The sequence below is a fragment of the Pseudomonas sp. KD5 genome, assembly GCF_012932895.1.
Lineage (GTDB): Bacteria > Pseudomonadota > Gammaproteobacteria > Pseudomonadales > Pseudomonadaceae > Aquipseudomonas.
The window spans coordinates 361943-385471 of sequence record NZ_JDWJ01000006.1 but is presented as its reverse complement, the minus strand read 5'-3'; the positions used below and the strand labels follow the sequence as shown (position 1 = coordinate 385471).

The 23529-nt window shown below is 60.8% G+C and carries 22 protein-coding genes; 15 read left to right on the top strand and 7 right to left on the bottom strand.

Going from position 1 to position 23529, the window contains the following annotated elements; all coding sequences use genetic code 11:
- Positions 1–276 precede the first annotated feature (276 nt).
- Positions 277–462 carry a hypothetical protein gene (locus tag AF70_RS16100; protein WP_007940616.1) on the top strand — a complete coding sequence of 62 codons (186 nt, stop codon included), beginning with the start codon at positions 277–279 and terminating at the stop codon, positions 460–462.
- An 88-nt stretch (positions 463–550) separates the two neighbouring features.
- On the opposite strand, the gene AF70_RS16095 is transcribed toward AF70_RS16100, so the two are convergent.
- The 5 genes from AF70_RS16095 to ydcS all read right to left on the bottom strand — a co-directional run bounded on the left by AF70_RS16095 (position 551) and on the right by ydcS (position 6278).
- Positions 551–1975 carry a gamma-aminobutyraldehyde dehydrogenase gene (locus tag AF70_RS16095; RefSeq protein WP_019581624.1) on the bottom strand — a complete coding sequence of 475 codons (1425 nt, stop codon included), beginning with the start codon at positions 1973–1975 and terminating at the stop codon, positions 551–553.
- 80 nt (positions 1976–2055) lie between these two features.
- A complete protein-coding gene (locus tag AF70_RS16090) occupies positions 2056–2880 on the bottom strand; it encodes an ABC transporter permease (RefSeq protein ID WP_019581623.1) in 825 nt (274 codons plus the stop codon).
- Positions 2870–3814: an ABC transporter permease gene (locus tag AF70_RS16085; protein ID WP_019581622.1), complete on the bottom strand. Its 945-nt coding sequence runs from the start codon at positions 3812–3814 to the stop codon at positions 2870–2872. Before AF70_RS16085 ends, AF70_RS16090 begins: the two co-directional genes overlap by 11 nt.
- 1 nt (position 3815) lies before the next feature.
- A complete protein-coding gene (locus AF70_RS16080; RefSeq protein ID WP_028939498.1) occupies positions 3816–4853 on the bottom strand; it encodes an ABC transporter ATP-binding protein in 1038 nt (345 codons plus the stop codon).
- Between the two features lie 273 nt (positions 4854–5126).
- Entirely contained in the window at positions 5127–6278 is a 1152-nt protein-coding gene (gene ydcS, locus AF70_RS16075) for a putative ABC transporter substrate-binding protein YdcS (protein ID WP_018926690.1), read from the bottom strand.
- Between the two features lie 299 nt (positions 6279–6577).
- Between ydcS and AF70_RS16070 the strand changes: the two genes are divergently transcribed.
- From AF70_RS16070 to AF70_RS16005, 14 genes are all read left to right on the top strand, one after another.
- The gene (locus AF70_RS16070) at positions 6578–8200 is read left to right on the top strand and encodes a methyl-accepting chemotaxis protein (RefSeq protein WP_019581619.1); all 1623 of its coding nucleotides are present in this window, start codon (positions 6578–6580) and stop codon (positions 8198–8200) included.
- Positions 8200–8736 carry a chemotaxis protein CheW gene (locus AF70_RS16065; RefSeq protein ID WP_019581618.1) on the top strand — a complete coding sequence of 179 codons (537 nt, stop codon included), beginning with the start codon at positions 8200–8202 and terminating at the stop codon, positions 8734–8736. Before AF70_RS16070 ends, AF70_RS16065 begins: the two co-directional genes overlap by 1 nt.
- The gene (locus AF70_RS16060; protein WP_019581617.1) at positions 8733–10007 is read left to right on the top strand and encodes a protein-glutamate O-methyltransferase CheR; all 1275 of its coding nucleotides are present in this window, start codon (positions 8733–8735) and stop codon (positions 10005–10007) included. The genes AF70_RS16065 and AF70_RS16060 overlap by 4 nt, the downstream gene beginning before the upstream one ends.
- Positions 10004–10687 (top strand): chemotaxis protein CheW, encoded by a 684-nt coding sequence (locus AF70_RS16055; protein WP_028939497.1) that lies wholly within the window; start codon positions 10004–10006, stop codon positions 10685–10687. Before AF70_RS16060 ends, AF70_RS16055 begins: the two co-directional genes overlap by 4 nt.
- Positions 10684–12993, top strand: a complete 2310-nt coding sequence (locus tag AF70_RS16050; RefSeq protein ID WP_028939496.1) for a hybrid sensor histidine kinase/response regulator — start codon at positions 10684–10686, stop codon at positions 12991–12993. The genes AF70_RS16055 and AF70_RS16050 overlap by 4 nt, the downstream gene beginning before the upstream one ends.
- A complete protein-coding gene (locus AF70_RS16045) occupies positions 12990–14000 on the top strand; it encodes a chemotaxis response regulator protein-glutamate methylesterase (RefSeq protein WP_028939495.1) in 1011 nt (336 codons plus the stop codon). Before AF70_RS16050 ends, AF70_RS16045 begins: the two co-directional genes overlap by 4 nt.
- A gap of 48 nt (positions 14001–14048) precedes the next feature.
- Entirely contained in the window at positions 14049–15050 is a 1002-nt protein-coding gene (locus AF70_RS16040) for a PleD family two-component system response regulator (protein WP_028939494.1), read from the top strand.
- 106 nt (positions 15051–15156) lie between these two features.
- Positions 15157–16252 (top strand): peptide chain release factor 2 gene (prfB, locus tag AF70_RS16035; RefSeq protein WP_096481021.1). Its coding sequence is split into 2 segments (ribosomal slippage): positions 15157–15228 and positions 15230–16252, totalling 1095 coding nucleotides; the frame shifts between segments, so codons are not numbered across the junction.
- A 109-nt stretch (positions 16253–16361) separates the two neighbouring features.
- The gene (gene lysS, locus AF70_RS16030) at positions 16362–17864 is read left to right on the top strand and encodes a lysine--tRNA ligase (protein ID WP_019581612.1); all 1503 of its coding nucleotides are present in this window, start codon (positions 16362–16364) and stop codon (positions 17862–17864) included.
- 102 nt (positions 17865–17966) lie between these two features.
- A complete protein-coding gene (locus tag AF70_RS16025; RefSeq protein ID WP_007940176.1) occupies positions 17967–18683 on the top strand; it encodes a TetR/AcrR family transcriptional regulator in 717 nt (238 codons plus the stop codon).
- A gap of 70 nt (positions 18684–18753) precedes the next feature.
- Positions 18754–19308 carry a hypothetical protein gene (locus AF70_RS16020; protein WP_019581611.1) on the top strand — a complete coding sequence of 185 codons (555 nt, stop codon included), beginning with the start codon at positions 18754–18756 and terminating at the stop codon, positions 19306–19308.
- Positions 19309–19371: 63 nt separating this feature from the next.
- Positions 19372–20622, top strand: coding sequence for a flavohemoglobin expression-modulating QEGLA motif protein (locus tag AF70_RS16015; RefSeq protein WP_172901247.1), 1251 nt, complete (start codon positions 19372–19374; stop codon positions 20620–20622).
- A gap of 130 nt (positions 20623–20752) precedes the next feature.
- On the top strand, positions 20753–21667 hold the full coding sequence (locus AF70_RS16010; protein WP_028939493.1) for an alpha/beta hydrolase: 915 nt from the start codon (positions 20753–20755) through the stop codon (positions 21665–21667).
- On the top strand, positions 21664–21993 hold the full coding sequence (locus AF70_RS16005) for a hypothetical protein (RefSeq protein WP_007940182.1): 330 nt from the start codon (positions 21664–21666) through the stop codon (positions 21991–21993). Before AF70_RS16010 ends, AF70_RS16005 begins: the two co-directional genes overlap by 4 nt.
- Before the next feature lie 254 nt (positions 21994–22247).
- Here AF70_RS16005 and AF70_RS16000 read toward each other — a convergent pair whose 3' ends face one another.
- Both AF70_RS16000 and AF70_RS15995 read right to left on the bottom strand, forming a co-directional pair.
- A complete protein-coding gene (locus AF70_RS16000) occupies positions 22248–23036 on the bottom strand; it encodes an OmpA family protein (protein WP_028939492.1) in 789 nt (262 codons plus the stop codon).
- Between the two features lie 56 nt (positions 23037–23092).
- Positions 23093–23491 carry a DUF4398 domain-containing protein gene (locus AF70_RS15995; protein ID WP_019581609.1) on the bottom strand — a complete coding sequence of 133 codons (399 nt, stop codon included), beginning with the start codon at positions 23489–23491 and terminating at the stop codon, positions 23093–23095.
- Between the last annotated feature and the right edge of the window lie 38 nt (positions 23492–23529).

Sequence of the window (23529 nt, the reverse complement as noted above, 5' to 3'; positions counted from 1 at the left end):
AGCAAAAATGATTGATAGCACTGCGACAGCGTGGCAATGAAACAAGACATGTCAGGTAACGTTTCTCACAGCGCTTTCTGATTTATAGGGCATATCTGCTTTTTTCGACTAATTACTCTAAAAACCACTTCTCAGTGCCGATTTAATTTCTATTCTATGGACATGACCGGTTTCGGCCCTTCAGGCCGGTGGGTTCAGTGCACACAAGACGACCGCTGAAAGTGATAGGGCGATGCGGTTTTGCAGTTTTCTCTGACGTTTAGAAGGACATCGTCCATGTCGAAAGTACAAGGCATCACTGAAATGTTAGGACTCTTTCCCTGCCTGGCCACCGGGCGGCGAAGGCGTCGGCTCAGTTCGGAGGAGTTGAAGTTGGTGGAGCGCTATCGCGAGCTGTCGGAGAGTGACCGGATTGCGATGCGCTATCTGGTGGATGCGATGAGGAGTGTTTCGCGGTTTTGAGGTGTAAAGGCTTTGTCCGTTGAGCAAAAGATCGCGGCCTGCGGCAGCGCTTACAGGAGAACTGCCGCAGGCCGCGATCTTTTCGCTTTTAATGCTTGAACATCACATGCCGCACAACCGTGTAATCCTCCAACCCATACATGGACATGTCCTTGCCATAACCGGACAGTTTCTGGCCACCGTGCGGCATTTCGCTGACCAGCATGAAGTGGGTGTTCACCCAGGTGCAGCCGTACTGCAGGCGTGCAGACAGGCGATGGGCGCGGCCGACATCTGCGGTCCAGACTGACGATGCCAGGCCGTACTCCGAGTCGTTGGCCCAGGCCAGGGCCTGCGCTTCATCGGTGAATCGGGTCACCGATACCACCGGCCCGAATACTTCGCGGCGCACGATCTCATCGTCCTGTTGTGCGTCGGCCAGCACCGTCGGTTCAAAGAAGAAGCCATTGCCCTCCACTGGCTTGCCGCCGGTGATCAAACGAATGTGCGGTTGCGCCATGGCCCGCTCGACAAACCCGGTCACGCGGTCACGATGTTGGGCGCTGATCAATGGGCCAAGCTCCGTCGATGGATCATCCTGCAAGCCGTACTTGAGGCTGCTGACCGCGGCGCCGAGCTTCTCGACGAAGGTGTCGTAGATGCCTGCCTGAGCGTAGATGCGGCAAGCGGCAGTGCAGTCCTGGCCGGCGTTGTAGAAACCGAAGGTGCGAATACCTTCCACGGCGGCGTCGATGTCGGCATCGTCGAAGATGATCACCGGCGCCTTGCCGCCCAGTTCCATGTGCATGCGTTTGACGCTGCCGGCGGTGCTGGAAATGATATTCGAGCCGGTAGCGATGGAGCCGGTCAGCGACACCATGCGCACTTTCGGGTGGGTGACCAGTGGGGTGCCAACGGTAGGACCACGACCGAACACCAGGTTAAGCACACCCGCCGGGAAAATCTCCGACGCCAGTTCTGCCAGGCGCAGGGCGGTCAGCGGGGTTTGTTCCGACGGCTTGAGCACCACGGTATTACCGGCGGCCAGGGCCGGGGCGACTTTCCAGGCGAGCATCATCAGCGGGTAGTTCCATGGCGCGATGGAGGCAATCACGCCCACTGGGTCGCGGCGGATCATCGAGGTGTGGCCGTGCAAGTATTCACCCCCCAGCGCGCCACCCATGCAACGGCTGGCCCCGGCGAAGAATCGGAACACGTCGGCAATCGCCGGGATCTCGTCGTTCAGCGCGGCGCTGTAGGGTTTGCCGCAGTTGTCCGACTCCAGTTTGGCCAGCTCTTCGCCATGGGCTTCGATGATGTCGGCGAGTTTGAGCAGCAACAGCGAGCGTTCTTTCGGTGTGGTTTGCGACCAGCCTTCAAAGGCGCTATCGGCGGCGCGCACGGCGGCGTCGACCTGGGCTTCGCTGGCTTCGTTGATTTCCACCAGTACACGACCGAGGGCCGGGTTGAACACGGCTTGGGCGGGGCCGTCCCCAGCGACCAGTTGGCCATTGATCAAGAGTTTGGTTTGCATGGCTTTATCCTCCGAAGCTGTTGTTTTCTTTTTGTGGGAACTGGCCCCTGCTCCCACAGGATCCGGTTTCCAGTGGTCAGTTATTTTCCGCCGCTACCGGCGACACTCTCCCCACCACGGGTCAGGTAATACGCGCCGAGAATCGGCAACATGGTCACCATCATGACCAGCATCGCCACGACGTTGGTCACCGGCACGTCCCGTGGGCGGCTGAGCTGGTTGAGCAGCCACAGCGGCAAGGTGCGTTCGTGCCCGGCGGTGAAGGTGGTGACGATGATTTCGTCGAACGACAGGGCAAACGCCAGCATGCCGCCAGCCAGCAACGCCGAGCCGAGGTTCGGCAGGACGATGTAGCGGAAGGTCTGCCAGCCGTCGGCGCCGAGGTCCATCGAGGCTTCGATCAAACTGTAGGACGTGCGGCGCAATCGGGCGATGACGTTGTTGTAGACGATCACCACGCAGAAGGTCGCGTGACCGATCACGATGGTGAATACCCCCGGCTCGATCCCCAGCGTCTTGAAGGTCGCCAGCAGCGCGATCCCGGTGATGATCCCCGGCAATGCGATCGGCAGGATCAGCATCAGCGAGATGCCCTGCTTGCCGAAGAAGTCCCGCCGGTACAACGCCGCCGAGGCGAGGGTGCCGAGGATCAACGCAATCAGCGTGGCGATGGCGGCGATCTGCAGCGACAGCTTGATCGCCTCCAGTACGTCGGGCCGCGAGAACGCCACGGCGATCCACTTCAGGGTGAAGCCCTTGGGCGGAAAGCTGAACGCCGCGTCTTCGGTGTTGAAGGCATAGAGGAAGATGATCAGGATCGGGAAGTGCAAGAACAGCAACCCGCCCCAGGCGGCGATGCGCAGGCCCAGGGATGCCCGGTCTTGAGAAGAAGCGTCAGAGCGCATCGAAGGCCCCCAGGCGTTTGACGATGGACAGGTAAATGGCGATCAGCACGATCGGCACCAGCGTGAAGGCCGCCGCCATCGGCATGTTGCCGATCGCCCCTTGCTGGGCGTAGACCATGCTGCCGACGAAGTAGCCCGGCGGGCCCACCAGTTGCGGCACGATGAAATCGCCCAGCGTCAGTGAAAACGTGAAAATCGAACCTGCCGCGATCCCCGGAATCGACAGCGGCAGAATCACTTGCATGAAGGTCTGACGCGGCTTGGCGCCCAGGTCCGCCGAAGCTTGCAGCAAGGACGGCGGCAGGCGTTCCAGTGACGCCTGGATCGGCAGGATCATGAACGGCAGCCAAATATAGACAAACACCATGAACCGCCCCAGGTGCGAGGTCGACAGGGTGCTGCCACCCACTCCCGGCATCCCGAGTACGAACTGCAACACCGGCTCCAGGTTCAGGTACTGAACGAACCACTGGGCCACGCCGCCCTTGGCCAGCAGCAAGGTCCAGGCATAAGCCTTGACGATGTAACTGGCCCACATCGGCATCATCACCGCGATGTAGAAAAACGCCTTGGTGTTGCCGCTGGTGTAGCGCGCCATGTAGTAGGCGATCGGGAAGGCCACGATTGCACTGGCGATCGACACGACGATGGCCATGCTTAGGGTGCGCAGGATGATGTCGAAGTTAGATGGCTGGAACAGCGCTGCGAAGTTCGCCAGGGTCAGGTCGGGGGTGACCGTCATGGTGAAGTCATCGAAGGTGTAGAAGCCTTGCCACAGCAGGGTCAGCAGCGATCCGAGGTAGATCGCGCCAAACCACAGCAACGGCGGCACCAGCAGCAGCGACAGATACAGGTTCGGTCGCCGGTACAGCAGGTTGGAAAACCGGCGCAGCGGCGAGCCGTTGGCCGGGGTGCGAGAGATCACGCTGTCCATCTCATACCCCGCCTACAACATTGTCGTGCAGCGCAATCATCGCCTCGCGCGCCCAGCGAGCGCTGACGCGTTGCCCGGGCTGATGTTGCGCACTGACGTCCAGCCACTGGACGTTGGCTTGGCTGATGTTCAGGGTCTGGCCGTTTTCCAGTTTCAGTTCATAGCGGGTGGCGCTGCCCTGGTACTGGATGTCGTGGAGCAGGCCGCTGACTTCTATTTCATGGCTGGCCAGCGGCCCTTCGGCGAAACGCACGTGTTCCGGGCGGATCGAAAACGGCTGAGGATTGCCGCTCAACTGCCGGGCCAGATCACCGCGTATCACATTGGACGTGCCGACGAATTCGGCGACGAAGGTGGTTGTCGGTTTCATATAGAGGTGGCGTGGCGTGTCGACCTGCTCGATGCGCCCTTTGTTGAACACCGCCACGCGGTCGGACATCGACAACGCTTCGGTCTGGTCGTGGGTGACGAAGATAAAGGTGATGCCGAGCTGACGTTGCAGCTTCTTCAGTTCGCCTTGCATTTGCTCGCGCAGCTTCAGGTCCAGCGCCCCGAGTGGTTCGTCGAGCAACAACACGCGAGGGCGATTGACCAGCGCGCGAGCCAGGGCCACACGCTGGCGTTGGCCGCCCGACAGCTGCACCGGTTTGCGCTCGCCGTAGCCGTTGAGGGCCACCATGTCGAGGGCTTCTTCGGCACGTTTGTGGCGTTCGCTCTTGCCGACGCCTTTGACTTTCAAGCCGTAGGCGACGTTGTCGAGTACGTTCATGTGTGGGAACAGCGCGTAATCCTGGAACACGGTGTTCACGTCGCGCTGATACGGCGGCAGCCCGGCGGCCTCCAAGCCATGGATGCGGATGGAGCCGGTGCTCGGCTGTTCGAAACCGGCGATCAGGCGCAGGCAGGTGGTTTTACCCGAGCCAGAAGGGCCCAGCAGGGAAAAGAACTCGCCGTCCTGGATGTCGATGGAAACCCGGTCAACGGCCTTCACCTCACCGAACTGACGGGAAACGTTGGTGAACTGGACTGCAAGCGTCATGGATACGGTGCTCCCAAAAAGCGGGGCCCATCACAGCGGCCCCTGCCTGGACTTCTGAAAAAGCTGAATCGGTGTGCTTTTTTAGCTGGAATGCTCACTGTGGCGAGGGGGCTTGTCGGACCGCCGCACCGCCCCATTGGGCTGCGTAGCAGCCCTGAAAAGGAGAGCGCGGTTTATCTGCTAGACCGCGGTGACTGGTTCCAGGGCGGCTTCGCCACCCAACGGGGGCAAGCCCCCTCGCCACAAAGTTCCCTCGCCACAAGAGGCGGTGTATTACCTGCCTCCCATAATTGCGATGTAGTCCTGGGTCCAACGGCTATATGGCACGTACTTGCCACCCTCAGCCTGCGGGGTTTTCCAGAAGGCGATCTTGTCAAACTGGTCGAAACCGTTGGTCTTGCACCCCTCGGCCCCCAACAGTTCGCTTGCCTTGCACGCCGCCGGAACCGCCGGCAGCGAGCCGAACCAGGCGGACACATCGCCCTGGACCTTCGGCGTCAGCGACCAGTCCATCCACTTATAGGCACAGTTCGGGTGCTTGGCTTCGGCGTGCATCATGGTGGTGTCGGCCCACCCGGTGGCGCCTTCTTTGGGGATGGTCGAGGCGACTGGCTGTTTCTCGTTCATCAGGCCGTTGACCTGATACGGCCAGGAACTGGAGGCCACCACGCCTTCGTTCTTGAAATCACTCATCTGCACGGTGGTGTCGTGCCAGTAGCGGTGAATCAACTTTTGCTGGGCGCGCAGCAGGTCGAGAACGGCCTTGTACTGTTTTTCGTCGAGCAGGTAAGGGTCTTTGATGCCCAGTTCCGGCTTGGCGGTTTTCAGGTACAGCGCCGCGTCCGCGATGTAGATCGGGCCGTCATACGCCTGCACGCGGCCTTTGTTGGATTTGCCGTCGGGCAGTTTCTGCTCTTCGAGTATCACGCTCCAACTGGTCGGCGGCTGTTTGAACACGTTGGTGTTGTACATGAGCACATTCGGCCCCCATTGGTACGGGGTGCCATAGGTTTGCTTGTCGACCACGTACCACGGCCCATCCTTCAGGCGCGGATCGAGATTCTTCCAGTTGGGGATCAATGCGGTGTTGATCGGCTGGACGCGCTTGCCGGCGATCAAGCGCAGGGAGGCATCGCCGGACGCCGTCACCAGGTCGTAACCGCCCTTGGCCATCAGGCTGACCATTTCATCGGACGTGCCGGCCGTCTTGACGTTGACCTTGCAGCCGGTTTCCTTCTCGAAAGCGCTGACCCAGTCGTAAGCCTTGTCGCTTTCGCCCCGTTCGATATAGCCGGGCCAGGCAACGATATCCAGCTGACCTTCGCCGGCACCGACGGCTTTCAGCGGTTCGGCGGCCTGCAGGCTGGCGCTGGCCAGAAGCGCCGTGGCGATTGCACTGAGCAGTGCGGTCTTGTGTTCGAACATGGGGTTTCCCTCTTCTTTAATTAGGGTCGGGACAGCGTTGAACGGGGTAGTTCGCCACGAGTGGCTTGTTATTAGCGTAGTGCGCTTTGTGGGAGGCTGACTGAGGCCGGGCTGTGTCATGGGTTTATCCAGACTAGTGCCCGATGTCACGGTCGACAAATTTCCAATGCGGGATGTGATGTTTCTACCGAATCCGTGCTTTTTATTGGCGGGATGAGAAACGATGCTCAGCGTCTTATAAATGAAACATCGCCCTCAGCTATACTCCCCCGCAATTTGATCCGCACCGAGGACTGACTGTGAAGAACTGGACGTTGCGCCAACGCATTTTGGCGAGCTTTGCGGTAATTATCGCGATCATGCTGCTGATGGTTGTGGTGTCTTTTTCTCGGCTGATGAAGATCGACGCCGGCGCAGAATCGGTCCGCACCGATGCGGTCCCGGGGGTGTATTTCAGTTCGATGATCCGCGGTGCGTGGGTCGACAGTTTTAACCTCACCCAACAGCTTGTCGGCCTTTCCGGGCATCGCGAAATGACCGTCGCCGACCAGACCATGTACAAAAGCTTCGAAGAGCGCTTGAACGAGCAAATAGCCAACTACCGCAAAACCATTTTCACGAAGGACGACCAGGTCCTGTTCGACGAGTTCGAAGTGCGTCATCAGCTCTACAACAAAGAAATGACCAACGTTCTCGATCTCTATCAGCGCAAAGAGTACGACCAGGCGGTTCTTGCCCTGGAGCAAAAACTGACGCCGGCCTGGGTCAATGGGCGCAAGCAATTGAACAGCCTTCTTGAAAATAATCACGCTCTGGCTGAACAATCCACACTGGCCATCAGTGACGCGGTGACGGCCGCCAAAATCAGCATGGGCGTCTCTTTGCTGGTGGCAATCATCGTCGCCGGCCTCTGCGGCCTGCTGCTGATGCGCGCGATCATGGCACCGATGAATCGCATTGTGGATATCCTCGAAGTCATGCGCACTGGCGATCTCAGCAGTCGCCTGAATCTTGATCGCAAGGACGAGTTCGGCGCGGTGGAAACCGGCTTCAACGACATGATGACCGAACTCACCTCGTTGGTGTCCCAGGCCCAGCGCTCCTCGGTGCAGGTCACCACGTCGGTCACGGAAATCGCCGCGACCTCCAAACAGCAACAGGCCACCGCCACCGAAACCGCGGCCACCACCACCGAAATCGGTGCGACGTCCCGTGAAATTGCCGCCACCTCGCGCGACCTGGTGCGCACCATGACCGAAGTCTCCACCGCCGCCGACCAGGCTTCGGTGCTGGCCGGTTCTGGTCAGCAAGGCCTGGCGCGCATGGAAGACACCATGCACTCGGTGATGGGCGCGGCAGATCTGGTGAATGCCAAACTGGCGATCCTCAATGAGAAGGCCGGCAACATCAACCAGGTGGTGGTGACCATCGTCAAAGTCGCCGACCAGACCAACCTGTTGTCCCTGAACGCCGCGATCGAAGCCGAGAAGGCCGGCGAGTATGGTCGCGGGTTTGCCGTGGTCGCCACCGAAGTGCGACGTCTGGCAGACCAGACCGCCGTGGCCACCTACGACATCGAGCAGATGGTGCGCGAGATCCAGTCGGCGGTGTCGGCCGGGGTCATGGGCATGGACAAGTTCTCTGAGGAAGTGCGCCGCGGCATGTCCGAGGTGCAGCAGGTGGGCGAGCAGCTGTCGCAGATCATTCATCAGGTTCAGGCGCTGGCGCCGCGGGTGTTGATGGTCAACGAAGGCATGCAGGCTCAGGCCACCGGCGCCGAGCAGATCAACCACGCGCTGGTGCAGTTGGGCGATGCCAGCAGCCAGACGGTTGAGTCCTTGCGCCAGGCCAGTTTCGCCATCGACGAACTGAGCCAGGTGGCCGTGGGGCTGCGTGGCGGTGTCTCGCGATTCAAAGTCTGATGAGCGAACTTACGGCCAGGCGCGGCGTGGCGATGCCGGCGAAGCAGTCGTTGTTTCTGGTGTTCCGCATCGGCAATGAGCGCTACGCCTTGCAGGCCATTGAGGTGGCTGAAGTACTGCCGCAACTGCCGTTGAAGCCCATTCCCCGGGCGCCGGACTGGGTGGCGGGGGTGTTCGCCTATCGTGGCGCGGTGGTGCCGGTGATCGACCTCAGCGCGCTGACGTTTGGCCAACCGGCCCAGGCCCGCACCAGCACGCGGCTGGTGTTGGTGCACTATCGGCCGGATGAGGCGAGGCCTGCGCAATTGCTCGGGCTGATTCTGGAGCAGGTCACCGACACGTTGCGCTGCAACCCGGCGGACTTTCAGCCTTATGGCCTGGACAATCGCCAGGCGCCGTACCTCGGCCCGGTGCGCGAAGATGCCCAGGGTCTGCTGCAATGGGTGCGGGTTGCCGATTTACTGGATGCACAGGTTCGCGCCTTATTGTTTCCCTCGCCGCCGCTGGACCTGGCGCAGTTTGAGGAGCAGGGATGAGCAGCGATCAACGGTTTTTCGATTTCCTCAAGGAACGTATCGGCCTGGATGTCGGCTCGGTCGGCCCGGCGATCATCGAGCGCGCGGTGCGCCAGCGCATCACGGCGGTTCGGGCGCTGACGGCCGATGAGTATTGGCACACGTTGTTGGGTTCGCGTGACGAACAGCAGGCGCTGATTGAAGCGGTGATCGTCCCCGAAACCTGGTTTTTCCGTTACCCGGAATCCTTCGCCACGCTGGCGAAACTGGCGGCCAAGCGGCTGGCAGCGATCAACAACATGCGCGCCCTGCGGATTCTCAGCTTGCCGTGTTCTACCGGCGAAGAACCGTACTCGATCGCCATGGCATTGCTTGATGCCGGGCTGGCGCCGCACCAGTTCAAGGTCGACGGCATGGACGTCAGCCCGCTGTCGGTGGAAAAGGCCAGGCTCGCGCTGTACGGCAAGAATTCGTTTCGTGGCCAGGACATCGAGTTTCGCGAGCGCCATTTCACCGCTGAACACGATAACTATCGCCTCAACGGGCGCGTGCTCGAACAGGTGCGTCTACAGGTCGGTAACCTGCTGGATCCGACCTTGCTGGTCAACGAGCCGCCCTATGACTTCGTGTTCTGTCGCAACCTGCTGATTTATTTCGACCAGCCGACCCAGCAGCAAGTGTTCGAAGTGCTCAAGCGCCTGACTCACGTCGACGGCGTGCTGTTTATCGGCCCGGCCGAGGGCAGTCTGCTCGGCCGTTTCGGCATGCGCTCGATCGGTATCCCGCAGTCGTTTGCCTTCAGTCGCCAGAGCGCGCTCGAGCCGCTTGCGACCTTCGCGCCGATGTCGCTGCCCGTGCAGCAACCGTTGCGCAGCATGACTCCGCCGCCTGTGCGCAGTCGGCCTTTTGCGACGGTCGTGCCGATGCCTCGGGCTGCCGCCATCCCTTCGGCCACTTCTTCGGACGCCGCCACGCTGTTGGCGAATATCGCCGCGCTGGCCAATGAAGGCAAAAGTGCCGAGGCCCGCGCCGCGTGCGAAAGTTATTTGCGCAGTCACGAACCGGTGGCCCAAGTGTTCTATTGGCTGGGGCTGCTCAGCGATGTCGCCGGCAGTGCCCTGGAGGCCCAGGGGTTTTATCGCAAGGCGTTGTACCTCGAACCGCAACACCCCGACGCGTTGATGCACCTGGCGGCCTTGCTGCAATCCCAGGGCGACACGGCGGGTGCCAGACGATTGCAGGCCCGCGCCGCCCGCAGCGAGCGCGCCGCTGACAGTGAGCGTAAACGATGAACGCCTCCGACACCTTGAGCGTCACCCATGAAGATGCCCAGGCCATCGACGACTGCTGGAACCGCATCGGTATCCACGGCGACCAGTCCTGCCCGCTGCTGAGCGAGCACATTCATTGCCGCAATTGCGCGGTGTATTCGGCTGCCGCCACGCGCTTGCTCGACCGTTACGCCTTGTCGCAGGGCGACCGTGGGCAAATCTCCACGGTGGCCGAGAGTGAGGTGAAAACCCGCTCGCTACTGATGTTTCGCCTCGGCGAAGAGTGGCTGGGCCTGGCCACTCGCAGCCTGGTCGAAGTGGCGCCGCTGCAAGCGATCCATTCCTTGCCGCACCAGCGTTCCCGGGCATTGCTCGGCGTGGCGAATGTGCGCGGTGCCTTGGTGGCGTGCCTGTCTTTGGTGGAGCTGTTGGGGCTCGACGACACCAGTGGCGTGGCGCCTGGTGCGCGGGTAACGCCGCGGATGCTGATCATCGCCGCCCACGGCGGGCCGGTAGTGGTGCCGGTGGACGAAGTGGACGGGATTCACGCCATCGACGAGCGCATTCTCGATGCCGCGTCCCAGTCCGGCACCCAGGCCAGCGCCAAATACACCCGCGGAGTCTTGCCATTCAAAGGTCGCAGCCTGCGTTGGCTGGATGAAGAGCAGCTGCTGTCTGCCGTGACCCGGAGCCTCACATGACCCCCGACCAAATGCGTGACGCCTCTTTGCTGGAGCTGTTCAGCCTGGAAGCCGAGGCCCAGACCCTGGTGCTGAGCGCCGGTCTGCTGGCGCTGGAGCGCGATCCGACCCAGGCCGATTACCTCGAGTCGTGCATGCGCGCGGCCCATTCGCTCAAGGGCGCGGCGCGAATTGTCGGCGTCGATGCCGGGGTCAGTGTTGCCCATGTGATGGAGGATTACCTGGTCAGCGCCCAGGAAGGGCGCCTGTACCTGCGACCCGAACACATTGATGCGCTGTTACAGGGCACCGATCTGCTGATGCGGATTGCGACGCCGAACAATGCTCCGGCGCCTGCGGATATCGACGCTTATGTCGTCTTGATGGGACGGCTGCTTGAACACATGGCGACGGTTGCCCCCATCGCGCTGCCGATGGCAGAACCTCAGCTCGAACCGCCGACACCCAGGGTCGAGCCGCCCGGTCGTGCTGCCGAAACACCCGTCGACACACTCATTGAAACACCCCAGGCAGAGCCCGCCGAGCCTGCGTCCAAGACCAAGCGCACCACCGACACTGGCGAGCGTGTATTGCGCGTCACGGCCGAGCGCTTGAATAGCCTGCTCGACCTGTCGAGTAAATCCCTGGTGGAAACCCAGCGCCTCAAGCCGCACCTGGCCACCATGCAGCGCCTTAAACGCATGCAGAGCAATGGCCTGCGGGCGCTGGAAAGCCTCAACGTTCATCTCAAGGACCATGCCTTGAGCCTCGAAGCCCAGGAAGCCTTGGGCGATGCCCGCCGATTGCTGGCCGAGTCCCAGCAATTACTGGTGGAAAAAAACGCTGAACTGGACGAGTTCGCCTGGCACGCCAGTCAGCGCGCACAGGTGTTGTATGACACCGCGCTGGCCTGTCGCATGCGGCCGTTCGCCGACGTGCTGAGCGGTCAAGTGCGCATGGTCCGCGATCTTGGGCGCAACCTTGGCAAACAGGTGCGGCTGGAGATCGAGGGCGACAAGACCCAAGTCGACCGCGACGTACTGGAAAAACTCGAAGCACCGCTGACACACCTGCTGCGCAATGCGGTGGATCACGGCATCGAAACCCCGGAACAGCGACGCTTGGCGGGCAAGCCGGAGGAAGGCGTGATCCGTTTGCGAGCCTCCCATCAGGCCGGTCTGTTGGTGCTGGAACTGAGCGATGATGGCAATGGCGTCGACCTGGAAAAGGTCCGCCGCACGATCGTCGAGCGGCAGTTATCCCCAGCCGAGACTGCCGCGCAATTGAGCGAAGAAGAGCTGCTGACGTTCCTGTTTCTGCCGGGTTTCAGCCTGCGCGACACGGTCACCGAAGTCTCCGGGCGCGGCGTCGGGCTGGATGCGGTTCAGCACATGGTCCGGCAGTTGCGCGGCGCCGTGGTGCTGGAGCAGACAGCGGGCGCGGGCAGTCGTTTCCATCTTGAAGTGCCGCAGACGCTGTCGGTGGTGCGCAGCCTGGTGGTGGAAGTCGGTGACGAGGCGTATGCCTTCCCGCTGGCGCACATCGAGCGCATGTGCGACCTGGAGCCGGAAGACATCGTGCAGGTCGAAGGCCGGCAGCACTTTTGGTACGAAGGCCGGCATGTCGGGCTGGTCGCCGCCAGTCAGCTATTGCATCGGCCGGCGAGCCAGAACAGCGCGCAGACCCTCAAAGTCGTGGTCATCCGCGAGCGCGAGGCGATCTACGGGGTGGCGGTCGAGCGGTTTATCGGCGAGCGGACGCTGGTGGTGCTGCCGCTGGACGAGCGTCTGGGCAAGGTACAGGACATTTCCGCCGGGGCTTTGCTCGACGACGGCTCGGTGGTGCTGATCGTCGACGTCGAAGACATGCTGCGTTCGGTGGACAAACTGCTCAATACCGGGCGTCTGGAGCGCATTGCCCGGCACGCCAATCAGGCCGTTGAAGCCGCGCGCAAACGGATTCTGGTGGTAGACGATTCGCTGACCGTTCGTGAGTTGCAGCGCAAGTTGCTGCTCAATCGCGGCTACGACGTCGCCGTGGCGGTGGACGGTATGGATGGCTGGAATGCCCTGCGTTCGGAGGATTTCGATCTGCTGATCACCGACATCGACATGCCGCGCATGGACGGCATCGAGCTGGTGTCTTTATTGCGTCGCGACAATCGCCTGCAATCGCTGCCGGTGATGGTGGTGTCCTACAAGGACCGCGAAGAAGACCGTCGTCGTGGACTGGACGCCGGCGCCGACTATTATCTAGCCAAGGCCAGTTTTCATGATGACGCCTTACTGGATGCAGTCGTTGAGCTCATTGGAGGGGCGCGCACATGAAAATCGCCATCGTCAACGACATGCCCATGGCGGTAGAGGCTTTGCGCCGCGCCCTGGCGTTCGAACCGGCGCACGAGGTGGTCTGGGTCGCCAGCAACGGGGCGGAGGCGGTGCAACGTTGCGCCGAATACACTCCGGATCTGATCCTGATGGATTTGATCATGCCATTGATGGACGGCGTGGAAGCGACCCGGCGGATCATGGCCGAGACCCCGTGCGCGATCGTCATCGTCACCGTCGACCGCCAGCAGAACGTGCACCGGGTGTTCGAAGCCATGGGCTACGGCGCGCTTGATGTGGTCGATACCCCGGCGCTGGGCGCTGGTAACCCTCAGGAAGCCGCTGCGCCGCTGCTGCGCAAGATCCTCAATATTGGCTGGTTGATCGGTGACCACAGCAATCGGGAGCGATCGACACCGAGCCCGCACCGCCACTCGGCCTCGCGCCAGCGCCTGGTGGCGATCGGTTCATCCGCTGGCGGGCCGGCGGCGCTGGAAGTGCTGCTCAAGGGCCTGCCCCGGGATTTTTCGGCGGCTATCGTGCTGGTCCAGCATGTGGATCAGGTGTTCGCCGCCGGCATGGCCGAATGGCTGGCCAGCGCCAGCGGCCTGGACGTGCGCCTGGCCCAGGAAGGCGAACCGCCACAAAGCGGCACGATCCTGCTGGCCGGTACCAATCACCATATCCGCTTGCTGAAAAACGGCACGCTGGCCTACACCGCCGAACCGGTCAACGAGATCTATCGGCCTTCGATCGATGTGTTTTTCGAGAGTGTGGCCAATTACTGGAGCGGTGATGCCGTGGGCGTTCTACTGACCGGTATGGGGCGTGACGGCGCCCAGGGGCTTAAACTCATGCGCCAACAGGGCTACCTGACCATCGCTCAGGACCAGAACAGCAGTGCCGTGTACGGAATGCCCAAGGCGGCCGCAGCCATCGACGCTGCCGTGGAAATCCGCCCACTGGACAAGATAGCGCCACGTTTGCTGGAGATTTTCCAAAAATGACTATCATTAGCAGCAATCGTGGCCCAAGCAGTACTCAGGTGACCGCACATGAATGAATTACAGCTCGACGACTTCAAAACCGACGAAAACGCCGCCATGGTGTTGTTGGTGGACGATCAGGCGATGATCGGCGAGGCGGTGCGCCGTGGTCTGTCGAACGAAGAGAACATCGACTTCCACTTCTGCGCCGACCCGCACCAGGCCATCGCCCAGGCGATCCGCATCAAGCCGACGGTGATCCTTCAGGACCTGGTCATGCCCGGCCTCGACGGCCTGAGCCTGGTGCGCGAATACCGTAATCACCCGGCGACCAAGGATATTCCGATCATTGTCCTGTCGACCAAGGAAGACCCGCTGATCAAGAGCGCGGCGTTTGCCGCCGGGGCCAACGATTACCTGGTCAAGCTGCCGGACAACATCGAACTGGTGGCGCGCATCCGCTATCACTCGCGCTCCTACATGACCCTGCTGCAGCGTGACGCGGCGTACCGTGCGTTGCGGGTCAGCCAGCAACAGTTGCTCGACACCAACCTGGTGCTGCAACGCTTGATGAACTCCGACGGCCTGACCGGGCTGTCGAACCGTCGGCACTTCGACGAATACCTGGAACTGGAGTGGCGGCGTTCGTTGCGTGACCAGACGCAATTGTCGTTGCTGATGATTGATGTCGACTATTTCAAGTCCTACAACGACAGTTTTGGCCACCTCGAAGGCGATGAAGCCCTGCGCAAAGTCGCCATGGCCATTCGCGACGCCAGCGCCAGGCCATCGGACCTGCCGGCCCGTTACGGCGGCGAAGAGTTCGTCCTGGTCTTGCCCAACACCTCGCCGGGCGGTGCGCGGCTGGTGGCGGAAAAACTGCGCCAGACCGTGGTCGGATTGAAGATTCCGCACGTTTTCCCGACCGAAGGTTCGTGCCTGACCATCAGTATCGGCCTGTCGACCGTGATCCCGCAGCCGGGCAGCGACTGCCGGCAATTGATCTCGGCGGCGGACAAGGGGCTGTACCTGGCGAAGAACAATGGGCGCAATCAGGTGGGAATAGAATGAACCGGCAGGTTCATTTGCCCCTAAAGCCGCCAGGCGGGCTGCCTTGACAGCGTGATTACGTTATACTCGCCGGCTTTCAAAAGTTCGCCAACGAGTGCTGCCCGCCATGGAAATCAACCCGATCCTTAACAGTATCAAGGACCTGTCCGAGCGCTCCGAAACTATTCGGGGGTATCTTTGACTACGATCAAAAGCATGAGCGTCTGACCGAAGTCAATCGCGAGCTTGAAGATCCGAGTGTCTGGAACAACCCTGAGTACGCTCAGAACCTGGGTCGCGAGCGCTCTGCGCTGGCCCAGATCGTAGAAACCCTCGATGAAATGTCCAGCGGTCTGGCCGATGCCAAGGACCTGCTGTTGATGTCTGCCGAGGAAGAAGACCAGGCCGCCGTCGACGACGTAGCCCTTGAAGTGGAGCGCTTGCGCGAAGCCCTCGAGAAGCTCGAATTCCGTCGCATGTTCAGCGGCGAGATGGACCAGAACAACGCCTACCTGGACATCCAGGCCGGTTCCGGCGGTACCGAGGCCCAGGACTGGGCCAACATCCTGCTGCGCATGTACCTGCGCTGGGCGGATAAACGCGGTTTCGACGCGACCATCATGGAATTGTCGGCCGGTGAAGTCGCCGGTATCAAAGGTGCGACCGTGCACATCAAGGGTGAATACGCCTTTGGCTGGCTGCGTACCGAAATCGGCGTGCACCGTCTGGTGCGTAAGAGCCCGTTCGACTCCGGCAACCGTCGTCACACCTCGTTCTCGGCCGTGTTCGTATCGCCGGAAATCGATGACAACATCGAAATCGACATCAACCCGTCGGACCTGCGCATCGACACCTACCGCTCCTCCGGTGCCGGTGGTCAGCACGTAAACACCACCGACTCGGCCGTACGGATTACTCACGTACCGACCAACACCGTGGTCAGCTGCCAGAACGAACGCTCCCAGCACGCCAACAAAGACACCGCGATGAAAATGTTGCGGGCGCGCTTGTACGAGCAGGAAGTGCAGAAACGCAACGCCGCCTCCCAGGCTCTGGAAGACACCAAGTCGGACATCGGCTGGGGTCACCAGATCCGTTCGTACGTGCTCGATGCCTCGCGGATCAAGGATCTGCGCACCAACATCGAACGCAGCGACTGCGACAAGGTGCTCGACGGCGACATCGACGAATACCTGGTGGCGAGCCTGAAACAAGGGCTGTAAGACGTGCAATACAGGATCGCCTGATACAGCGCGATCCCTGTAGGAGCTGGCTTGCCAGCGATCCCCGGCCGAAGGCCGGGGCAACGAACCTGATGGAATATTTAAAGACATGAGCGACCTACAACTCGACCCGCAAGCCCTGCAACAGGAAGAAAACTCCCTGATCGCCCTGCGCAAGGAAAAGCTTGCTGCCGAGCGCGCCAAGGGCCAGGCCTTCCCCAACGACTTCCGCCGCGACGCCTACTGCGAAGACTTGCAGAAGAAGTACGCGGACAAGACCAAGGAAGAGCTGGCAGAGGCTGCGATCCCGGTCAAGGTTGCCGGTCGTCTCATGCTCAACCGTGGCTCGTTCATGGTGATTCAGGACATGTCCGGGCGCATCCAGGTTTACGTCAACCGTAAAACCCTGTCCGAAGAAACCCTGGCAGCGGTGAAAACCTGGGACCTGGGCGACATCATTGCCGCCGAAGGCACCCTGGCCCGTTCCGGCAAGGGCGACCTGTACGTTGAAATGACCAACGTGCGCCTGCTGACCAAATCCCTGCGCCCTCTGCCGGACAAGCACCACGGCCTGTCCGACACCGAGCAGCGCTACCGCCAGCGTTACGTCGACCTGATCGTCAACGAAGACGTGCGCCAGACCTTCCGCGTGCGTTCGCAAGTGATTGCGCACATCCGCAGCTTCCTGATGAAGCGTGACTTCCTGGAAGTCGAAACGCCGATGCTGCAAACCATTCCGGGTGGTGCGGCGGCCAAGCCGTTCGAAACTCACCACAACGCGCTGGATATGCAGATGTTCCTGCGTATCGCGCCGGAGCTGTACCTCAAGCGGCTTGTTGTTGGGGGCTTCGAGAAAGTCTTCGAAATCAACCGCAACTTCCGTAACGAAGGCGTTTCGACCCGGCACAACCCCGAGTTCACCATGCTCGAGTTCTACCAGGCCCACGCTGACTACGAAGACAACATGGACCTGACCGAGGAACTGTTCCGCGAACTGGCGCAGCTGGTTCTGGGCAGCACCGACGTGCCTTACGGCGACAAGGTGTTCCACTTCGGCGAGCCGTTCGTGCGCCTGTCGGTGTTCGACTCGATCCTCAAGTACAACCCGGAACTGACCGCTGCCGACCTGAACGACATCGACAAGGCCCGCGCCATCGCCAAGAAGGCCGGCGCCAAGGTGCTCGGCTTCGAAGGCCTGGGCAAACTGCAGGTGATGATTTTCGAAGAACTGGTCGAGCACAAGCTGGAACAGCCGCACTTCATTACCCAGTACCCGTTCGAAGTGTCGCCGCTGGCCCGTCGTAACGACGAGAACCCGAGCGTCACCGACCGTTTCGAACTGTTCATCGGCGGCCGTGAAATCGCCAACGCCTACTCCGAGTTGAACGACGCGGAAGACCAGGCCGAGCGCTTCATGGCGCAGGTGGCCGACAAGGATGCCGGCGACGACGAAGCCATGCACTACGACGCCGACTTCGTTCGCGCGCTGGAGTACGGCATGCCGCCAACGGCTGGCGAAGGGATCGGCATCGACCGTCTGGTGATGTTGCTGACCAACTCACCGTCGATCCGCGACGTGATCCTGTTCCCGCACATGCGTCCGCAAGCGTAAATGTTTCAATTAAAAAGCCGCCTAAAACAGGCGGCTTTTTATTGCCTGTCTGGTACAAACGTATCAATTGGTTACTTTTGACGTTAGAGAGGAATACCTGTCGTGAATCGTGCAATTGCTCAAGAAGGTGCAGCGGATATCGCCACTGCGGTCGCTGAAAGTGTTCAGTACCAGGGCCGCAAGGCCAGCCGACAGGGCAGCGAACAGCGTCGACAGGACATTCTCGACGCGGCGATGCGCATTGTCGTGCGCGATGGCGTGCGTGCCGTGCGTCACCGTGCGGTGGCCGCCGAGGCCTGTGTGCCGCTGTCGGCCACCACTTACTACTTCAAGGACATCGATGACCTGCTCACCGATACCTTTGCCCAATACGTGGAACGCAGCGCGGCATACATGGCCCGGTTGTGGGCCAGCAACGAAGGCCTGTTGCGCGAGATGGTTGTCAGCGGTGATGGCACCGCCGAGTCGCGCTCGCAGCTGGCGGACGATATCGCACGGCTGATGGCTGACTATGTTCATCGGCAATTGATCAATCGCCGCGAGCACTTGATGGCCGAGCAAGCCTTCCGCCAGGAAGCGTTGCTTAACCCGCGTCTGGCGTTGTTGGTGCGTTCCCATCAGCAAATTCTCTTGCAGGGCACCTGCCAGCTTTTCGAAGTATTGGGATCCCGCGAGCCACAACAAGATGCCAAAGTGTTGACGGCGATTGTCGGACGGATGGAATATCAGGGCCTGCTCAACGATGCCGAGCCTGTTGCCGAAGAGGAAATGCTCGGCATCCTGACCCGCTACATGCACCTGGTGCTGGCGTCGGTGTAACCCCTTGTGGGACTCAACCCTGTGGGAGAGTGGCCAGTAGGGGGCATCGTGTGTCGATAGGGAGTGTTGAATGAAAGCCTGGCGTGTCGTGGTGATCGCCTTGTCGTTCCTGCTGCTCAGTGGCTGCCTGGTGACCTTCAAGGAGTCGCTGCCCGCCAGCGAGCCCGCGCCCAAAGGGCTGCTCGGCAAATGGGCCAGCACCAACGCCTGGGGCGAGCCGATGAACCTGGAACTGACACGCGTCGGCGACAATCACTACCAGGCGGTCAGCTACTTCAAGGCCAAACCCCATGAGCGCGAAGCCTATCCCTTCACGGTGTCGCGCCATGGCAATCGCTGGTACCTGTCGGCGAAGGTGCCGGCGCAGTTCGGCGGGCATTTCACCATCGCCGGTTTCGAGCTCAACGATAAGCACGAACTGGTGGTCTACAACCTCGACCTTGAGCAGATCAGACAGGCCATGGGGCAAGAAGCCCTCAGTGGCGAAGGCTTTCAGACTGAAGATGGCGATGGGGTGTTAATCAACAACAGCCTGGATCAGGTATTCGCCTACCTCGACGACCCGGCCAATTCCGATGTGTTCGTCGAAGCGGTACGCTATCAGCGCCTGGCCAAAACCAAATAAACCCAGCACGTAACAGCTTTACTACAGGAGTCTCGGGTGGACGAATACCAGCAGACGATACGCATGTTGTCCGATCGCATAGTGCTGGCGCAAACGCCGATTCGCATTCTGGATGCGGTCAAGTGGGATGACAGTATTCGCAAGGGGTTCCTCAAGGGCAAGGGCAAGGAAATGCCGGCCGTGGACCGCGACTACTACCTCAATCGACCGCTGTCGTTCGACTCCAGCAAAGTGAAGCTGGAATTCCAGAACATCGAGCGCGACATCACTCGGCAACTCGGCCAGTTCAACCCGGTCGGGCAGATCATGCGCCGCATGTGCAAGGAATACCGCATGGTGGTGCGCATGCTTGAAGCGCGCGGCACCGAGGATTTCGGGCTGATTTCCCAGGAATTGTACGGCGCGGCCTCCGATGCGTTTCACGCCGGCGACCCGACCCTGGCCGACCTGGGGCTGATGCTCTCCGATTACCTGAACAACATCGACGGCCGTGGCGATCTCAAGGACGAACCGAAAGTCCTCACGGCCAAGGAAGCCGTCGACCTGCTGCAACATCGGTTGAACAAGGTGTTTGGCGAAAACGAGGAAACCATCCGGGTGTTCGAGTCCGACGGGATCGTCGCCGACGCGGCAGCCGGCGCCGACTACATCAAGATCCGCACCGACGCGATGTTCAACAATCGCGACGTGCGTGCGCTGGAAGTCCATGAAGGGCTGGTGCATGTGGGCACCACCCTCAACGGCCTGAACCAGCCGATCTGTACGTTCCTGTCCAAGGGCCCGCCGTCGTCCACCGTGACTCAGGAAGGCCTGGCGATCCTGATGGAAATCATCACCTTCGCCTCCTACCCGAGCCGCTTGCGCAAACTCACCAACCGCACCCGCGCCATTCATATGGTGGAGGAGGGCGCGGACTTCTTGCAGATCTTTGAGTTCTTCCGGGCTCAGGGCTTTGAAATGGCCGAAAGCTACGGCAATGCCAGTCGGGTGTTCCGCGGCTCGGTGCCCAATGGTCTGCCATTTACCAAAGACTTGTCCTACCTCAAGGGCTTTATCATGATTTACAACTACATTCAGTTGGCCGTGCGCAAAGGCAAGCTGGAGCAGATACCGCTGTTGTTCTGCGGCAAGACTACGCTGGAGGACATGCGGACCTTGCGCCAATTGGTGGACGAAGGCCTGGTGGTGCCGCCCAAGTACCTGCCCGAGCAGTTCCGCGACATGAACGCGTTGTCGGCGTGGATGTGCTTCTCCAACTTCCTCAACCACCTGAGCCTGGACCGGATCGAAGCGGATTACTCCAATATCCTTTGATTCAGATCATTCCCACGCTCTGCGTGGGAATGCCGCCATGGACGCTCCGCGTCCACTGTGACGCAGAGCGTCACGGTATGCATTCCCACGCGGAGCATGGGAACGATCACCCACATTGAGGCTTCACCGGATGAGAATCCTCGGCATCTTCTGCCTGCTCCTGGCCCTCGGCGGTTGCAGCTCTTTGCTGTTCTACCCCGAGCCCGGCCAGCCGTTCACCCCGGAAAAAGCCAAGCTCGACTATCGCGACGTCACCCTGACTACTGCCGACGGCCTCAAACTGCATGGCTGGTGGCTGCCGGCGAAAAAAGGCGTCGAAGTCAAAGGCACTGTGCTGCACCTGCACGGTAACGGCGGCAACCTGGCGTGGCATCTGGGTGCGAGCTGGTGGTTGCCGAAGCAGGGCTATCAGGTGTTGCTGGTGGACTATCGCGGGTACGGATTGTCCGAAGGTAAGCCGGCGTTACCGGAGATTTATCAGGACATCGACGCCGCCTTCACATGGCTCGACCAGGCGCCGGAGGTCAAGGGCAAGCCGTTGATCCTTCTCGGTCAGAGCCTTGGCGGTTCGATGGCGGTGCATTACCTGGCCCAGCATCCCGAGCGCCAGCGGCAACTCAAGGCTTTCGTGCTCGATGGCGTGCCTGCCAGCTACCGCGATGTCGGGCGTTTCGCCCTTAGCACCTCTTGGATGACCTGGCCGTTCCAGGTGCCGTTGTCCTGGCTGGTGCCGGATGGCGATAGCGCGATCCGTTCCATGACGCAGCTCAATGGTGTACCGAAACTGATCTATCACAGTATCGATGATCCGCTGGTGCCCCTTTCCAACGGCATCCGACTGTATCAAGCTGCGCCGCCGCCGCGAGTGCTGCAACTGACCCGTGGCGGTCATGTGCAAACCTTCGCCGACCCGGTCTGGCGCAAAGTCATGCTGCGCTACCTCGAAGACCCGCAGCATTTCAACGGCCTGCGTCGCCTGGGTGAAATCCCCAATTATCCGGCACCCCCGAATTCTGAAGATGAACCACCAGAGAGTCCGCAATGAGTGAAGAACGTAACGCCATCCCGCTGATCATCACCGGTATTTGCAGCATCCTCGGCACCGTCGGAGCCTTGTGGTGGTACGGCTACCTGCACTTCGCCAAACCAGAGGATGCGTTGCTGCTCAGCGACTTCACCATGCTCAAGACCGTGCCGGGCGAAGACTACAAAATCTCCCTGGAACCGGCCGCGCAAGTGGCGCAGTGCATCGATGGCGTGCTGGTGATGTTTGATACCGAACAGAAAGGCCTGACCGGCGTACTGGTCAACAACAAGAAAAAAGCCGTGCGCTGCATGGGCCAGGAAACCCCGCAAAAACTCGAACAGTAAAATCCCACCTCCATTGGCAATGATGAACCCTTGTGGCGAGGGGGCTTGCCCCCGTTGGGTCGCGAAGCTGCCCTAAAACCTGCATTCGCGTGTTGTCAGGTACACCTTGTGGGATGGTTTCACGACCGCTTCGCAGCCGAACGGGGGCAAGCCCCCTCGCCACAGGGTTGCTTGGCCCCAGGACAAGTGTTCGATCAATAAGAAGCCCCGCCTGATCCGATCAGGCGGGGCTTTTGTGTTTCAGCAGGTGAAACTTAGTTCGAGCTGATAGCCGAACGCGGTATCACCGGCTGGTTGTCGTTGGAAATGGTCACTTCCACTCGACGGTTCATCGCACGGCCGGAGACGCTGGTGTTTTCGGCCACCGGGTATTCCTTGCCATAACCCTGGACCACGATGCGCGCCGGGTCGACACCCATCTTGATCAGGGCCACTTGCACCGAGGTCGCGCGGCGCTCGGACAGCGACTGGTTGTACGACGCCGCGCCGGTGCTGTCGGTGTAGCCTTCGACAATCACTTTACGGTCGGGGTTTTCCTGAAGGAACTGCGCCAGTTTGTTGATGTTCATCAGACCGCTGGGTTTCAGGTCGGCCTTGTTGGTGGCGAACAGCACGTCACCGAACGTTACCAGCGTGCCGCGATCGGTCTGTTTGGCGTTGAGGCTGGCCTGCAATTGTTTGATCTGCTGGTCGCGGGCATCCAGACGCGCCTGCGCTCGCTGAGCCGCGGCGTTTTTCAGGTTGTTTTCCGCGGTGCGCAGGGCGATGGTCTGCTTGGCCACTTCAACGCGCTGGTTGGTCAGGTAAGCCAGTTGGTCGACCTTGTTCTGGTCTTCCTTGTCCTGGTAAGCCTTGTCGGCCTTGTCCAGGTAATCGCTGGCGTCTTTGGTTTCCAGTGCCGCGACTTTGCTGGCTTGCGGGTTGGCTTGCAGGCCGGCGTAGTTGGTGCGGGCTTGCTCCAGGTTGGTGTTGGGCGGTGTGGCGCAGGCAGCCAGTGCAATGCTTGCGGCCAGGAGGGCGGGTATCATCAGTTGTTTGCGCATAGCGGTTCGTCCTTTCTATCGATAAAAGTGTCAGGCCTGAAAATCGGGATGCGCGCTCACTGCACGGTGCGCTGACTTTCCTGACGCAGTTCCTGAACACCTTTCTGTGAGTCCTTTACAGCCTGTTCGGCTTTCATCGCCTGGGCTTTGCGTTCTGCCACTCGGGCGTCCCATTCGGCCTGTTCGGCGAGCATTTTGGCTTCGTCATACTTTTTGTCGTGCATGGCGATTTCGGCTTGTTTGAGCTTGTCCTGAGCGGACTTCATTTCCACCGCGGCGAATTCGGTGCCCCCGGCGCTGACGGCACTGTTCACGGCCGATTGAGTCACGGCGTATTGCTCGGTGGGCGGGTTACCGGCGCATCCGGCCAGAACCAGGCTGCTGCCGATGGCCAGGGCCGCCAGTTTGAGACCGTGCAGGTGGGGGGACGAGGATGAAGCAGTGCTGGTCTTCATGGTTTTCAACTCCGTTGGAAAACTCCTGAAATACATCT

Bases quoted from the DNA above. Each gene is read 5' to 3' on its own strand.
- AF70_RS16100 (WP_007940616.1), top strand. From the start codon at position 277: ATGTCGAAAGTACAAGGCATCACTGAAATGTTAGGACTCTTTCCCTGC.
- AF70_RS16095 (WP_019581624.1), bottom strand. From the start codon at position 1,975: ATGCAAACCAAACTCTTGATCAATGGCCAACTGGTCGCTGGGGACGGC.
- AF70_RS16090 (WP_019581623.1), bottom strand. From the start codon at position 2,880: ATGCGCTCTGACGCTTCTTCTCAAGACCGGGCATCCCTGGGCCTGCGC.
- AF70_RS16085 (WP_019581622.1), bottom strand. From the start codon at position 3,814: ATGGACAGCGTGATCTCTCGCACCCCGGCCAACGGCTCGCCGCTGCGC.
- AF70_RS16080 (WP_028939498.1), bottom strand. From the start codon at position 4,853: ATGACGCTTGCAGTCCAGTTCACCAACGTTTCCCGTCAGTTCGGTGAG.
- ydcS (WP_018926690.1), bottom strand. From the start codon at position 6,278: ATGTTCGAACACAAGACCGCACTGCTCAGTGCAATCGCCACGGCGCTT.
- AF70_RS16065 (WP_019581618.1), top strand. From the start codon at position 8,200: ATGAGCGAACTTACGGCCAGGCGCGGCGTGGCGATGCCGGCGAAGCAG.
- AF70_RS16060 (WP_019581617.1), top strand. From the start codon at position 8,733: ATGAGCAGCGATCAACGGTTTTTCGATTTCCTCAAGGAACGTATCGGC.
- AF70_RS16055 (WP_028939497.1), top strand. From the start codon at position 10,004: ATGAACGCCTCCGACACCTTGAGCGTCACCCATGAAGATGCCCAGGCC.
- AF70_RS16050 (WP_028939496.1), top strand. From the start codon at position 10,684: ATGACCCCCGACCAAATGCGTGACGCCTCTTTGCTGGAGCTGTTCAGC.
- AF70_RS16045 (WP_028939495.1), top strand. From the start codon at position 12,990: ATGAAAATCGCCATCGTCAACGACATGCCCATGGCGGTAGAGGCTTTG.
- AF70_RS16040 (WP_028939494.1), top strand. From the start codon at position 14,049: ATGAATGAATTACAGCTCGACGACTTCAAAACCGACGAAAACGCCGCC.
- lysS (WP_019581612.1), top strand. From the start codon at position 16,362: ATGAGCGACCTACAACTCGACCCGCAAGCCCTGCAACAGGAAGAAAAC.
- AF70_RS16020 (WP_019581611.1), top strand. From the start codon at position 18,754: ATGAAAGCCTGGCGTGTCGTGGTGATCGCCTTGTCGTTCCTGCTGCTC.
- AF70_RS16015 (WP_172901247.1), top strand. From the start codon at position 19,372: ATGTTGTCCGATCGCATAGTGCTGGCGCAAACGCCGATTCGCATTCTG.
- AF70_RS16010 (WP_028939493.1), top strand. From the start codon at position 20,753: ATGAGAATCCTCGGCATCTTCTGCCTGCTCCTGGCCCTCGGCGGTTGC.
- AF70_RS16005 (WP_007940182.1), top strand. From the start codon at position 21,664: ATGAGTGAAGAACGTAACGCCATCCCGCTGATCATCACCGGTATTTGC.
- AF70_RS16000 (WP_028939492.1), bottom strand. From the start codon at position 23,036: ATGCGCAAACAACTGATGATACCCGCCCTCCTGGCCGCAAGCATTGCA.
- AF70_RS15995 (WP_019581609.1), bottom strand. From the start codon at position 23,491: ATGAAGACCAGCACTGCTTCATCCTCGTCCCCCCACCTGCACGGTCTC.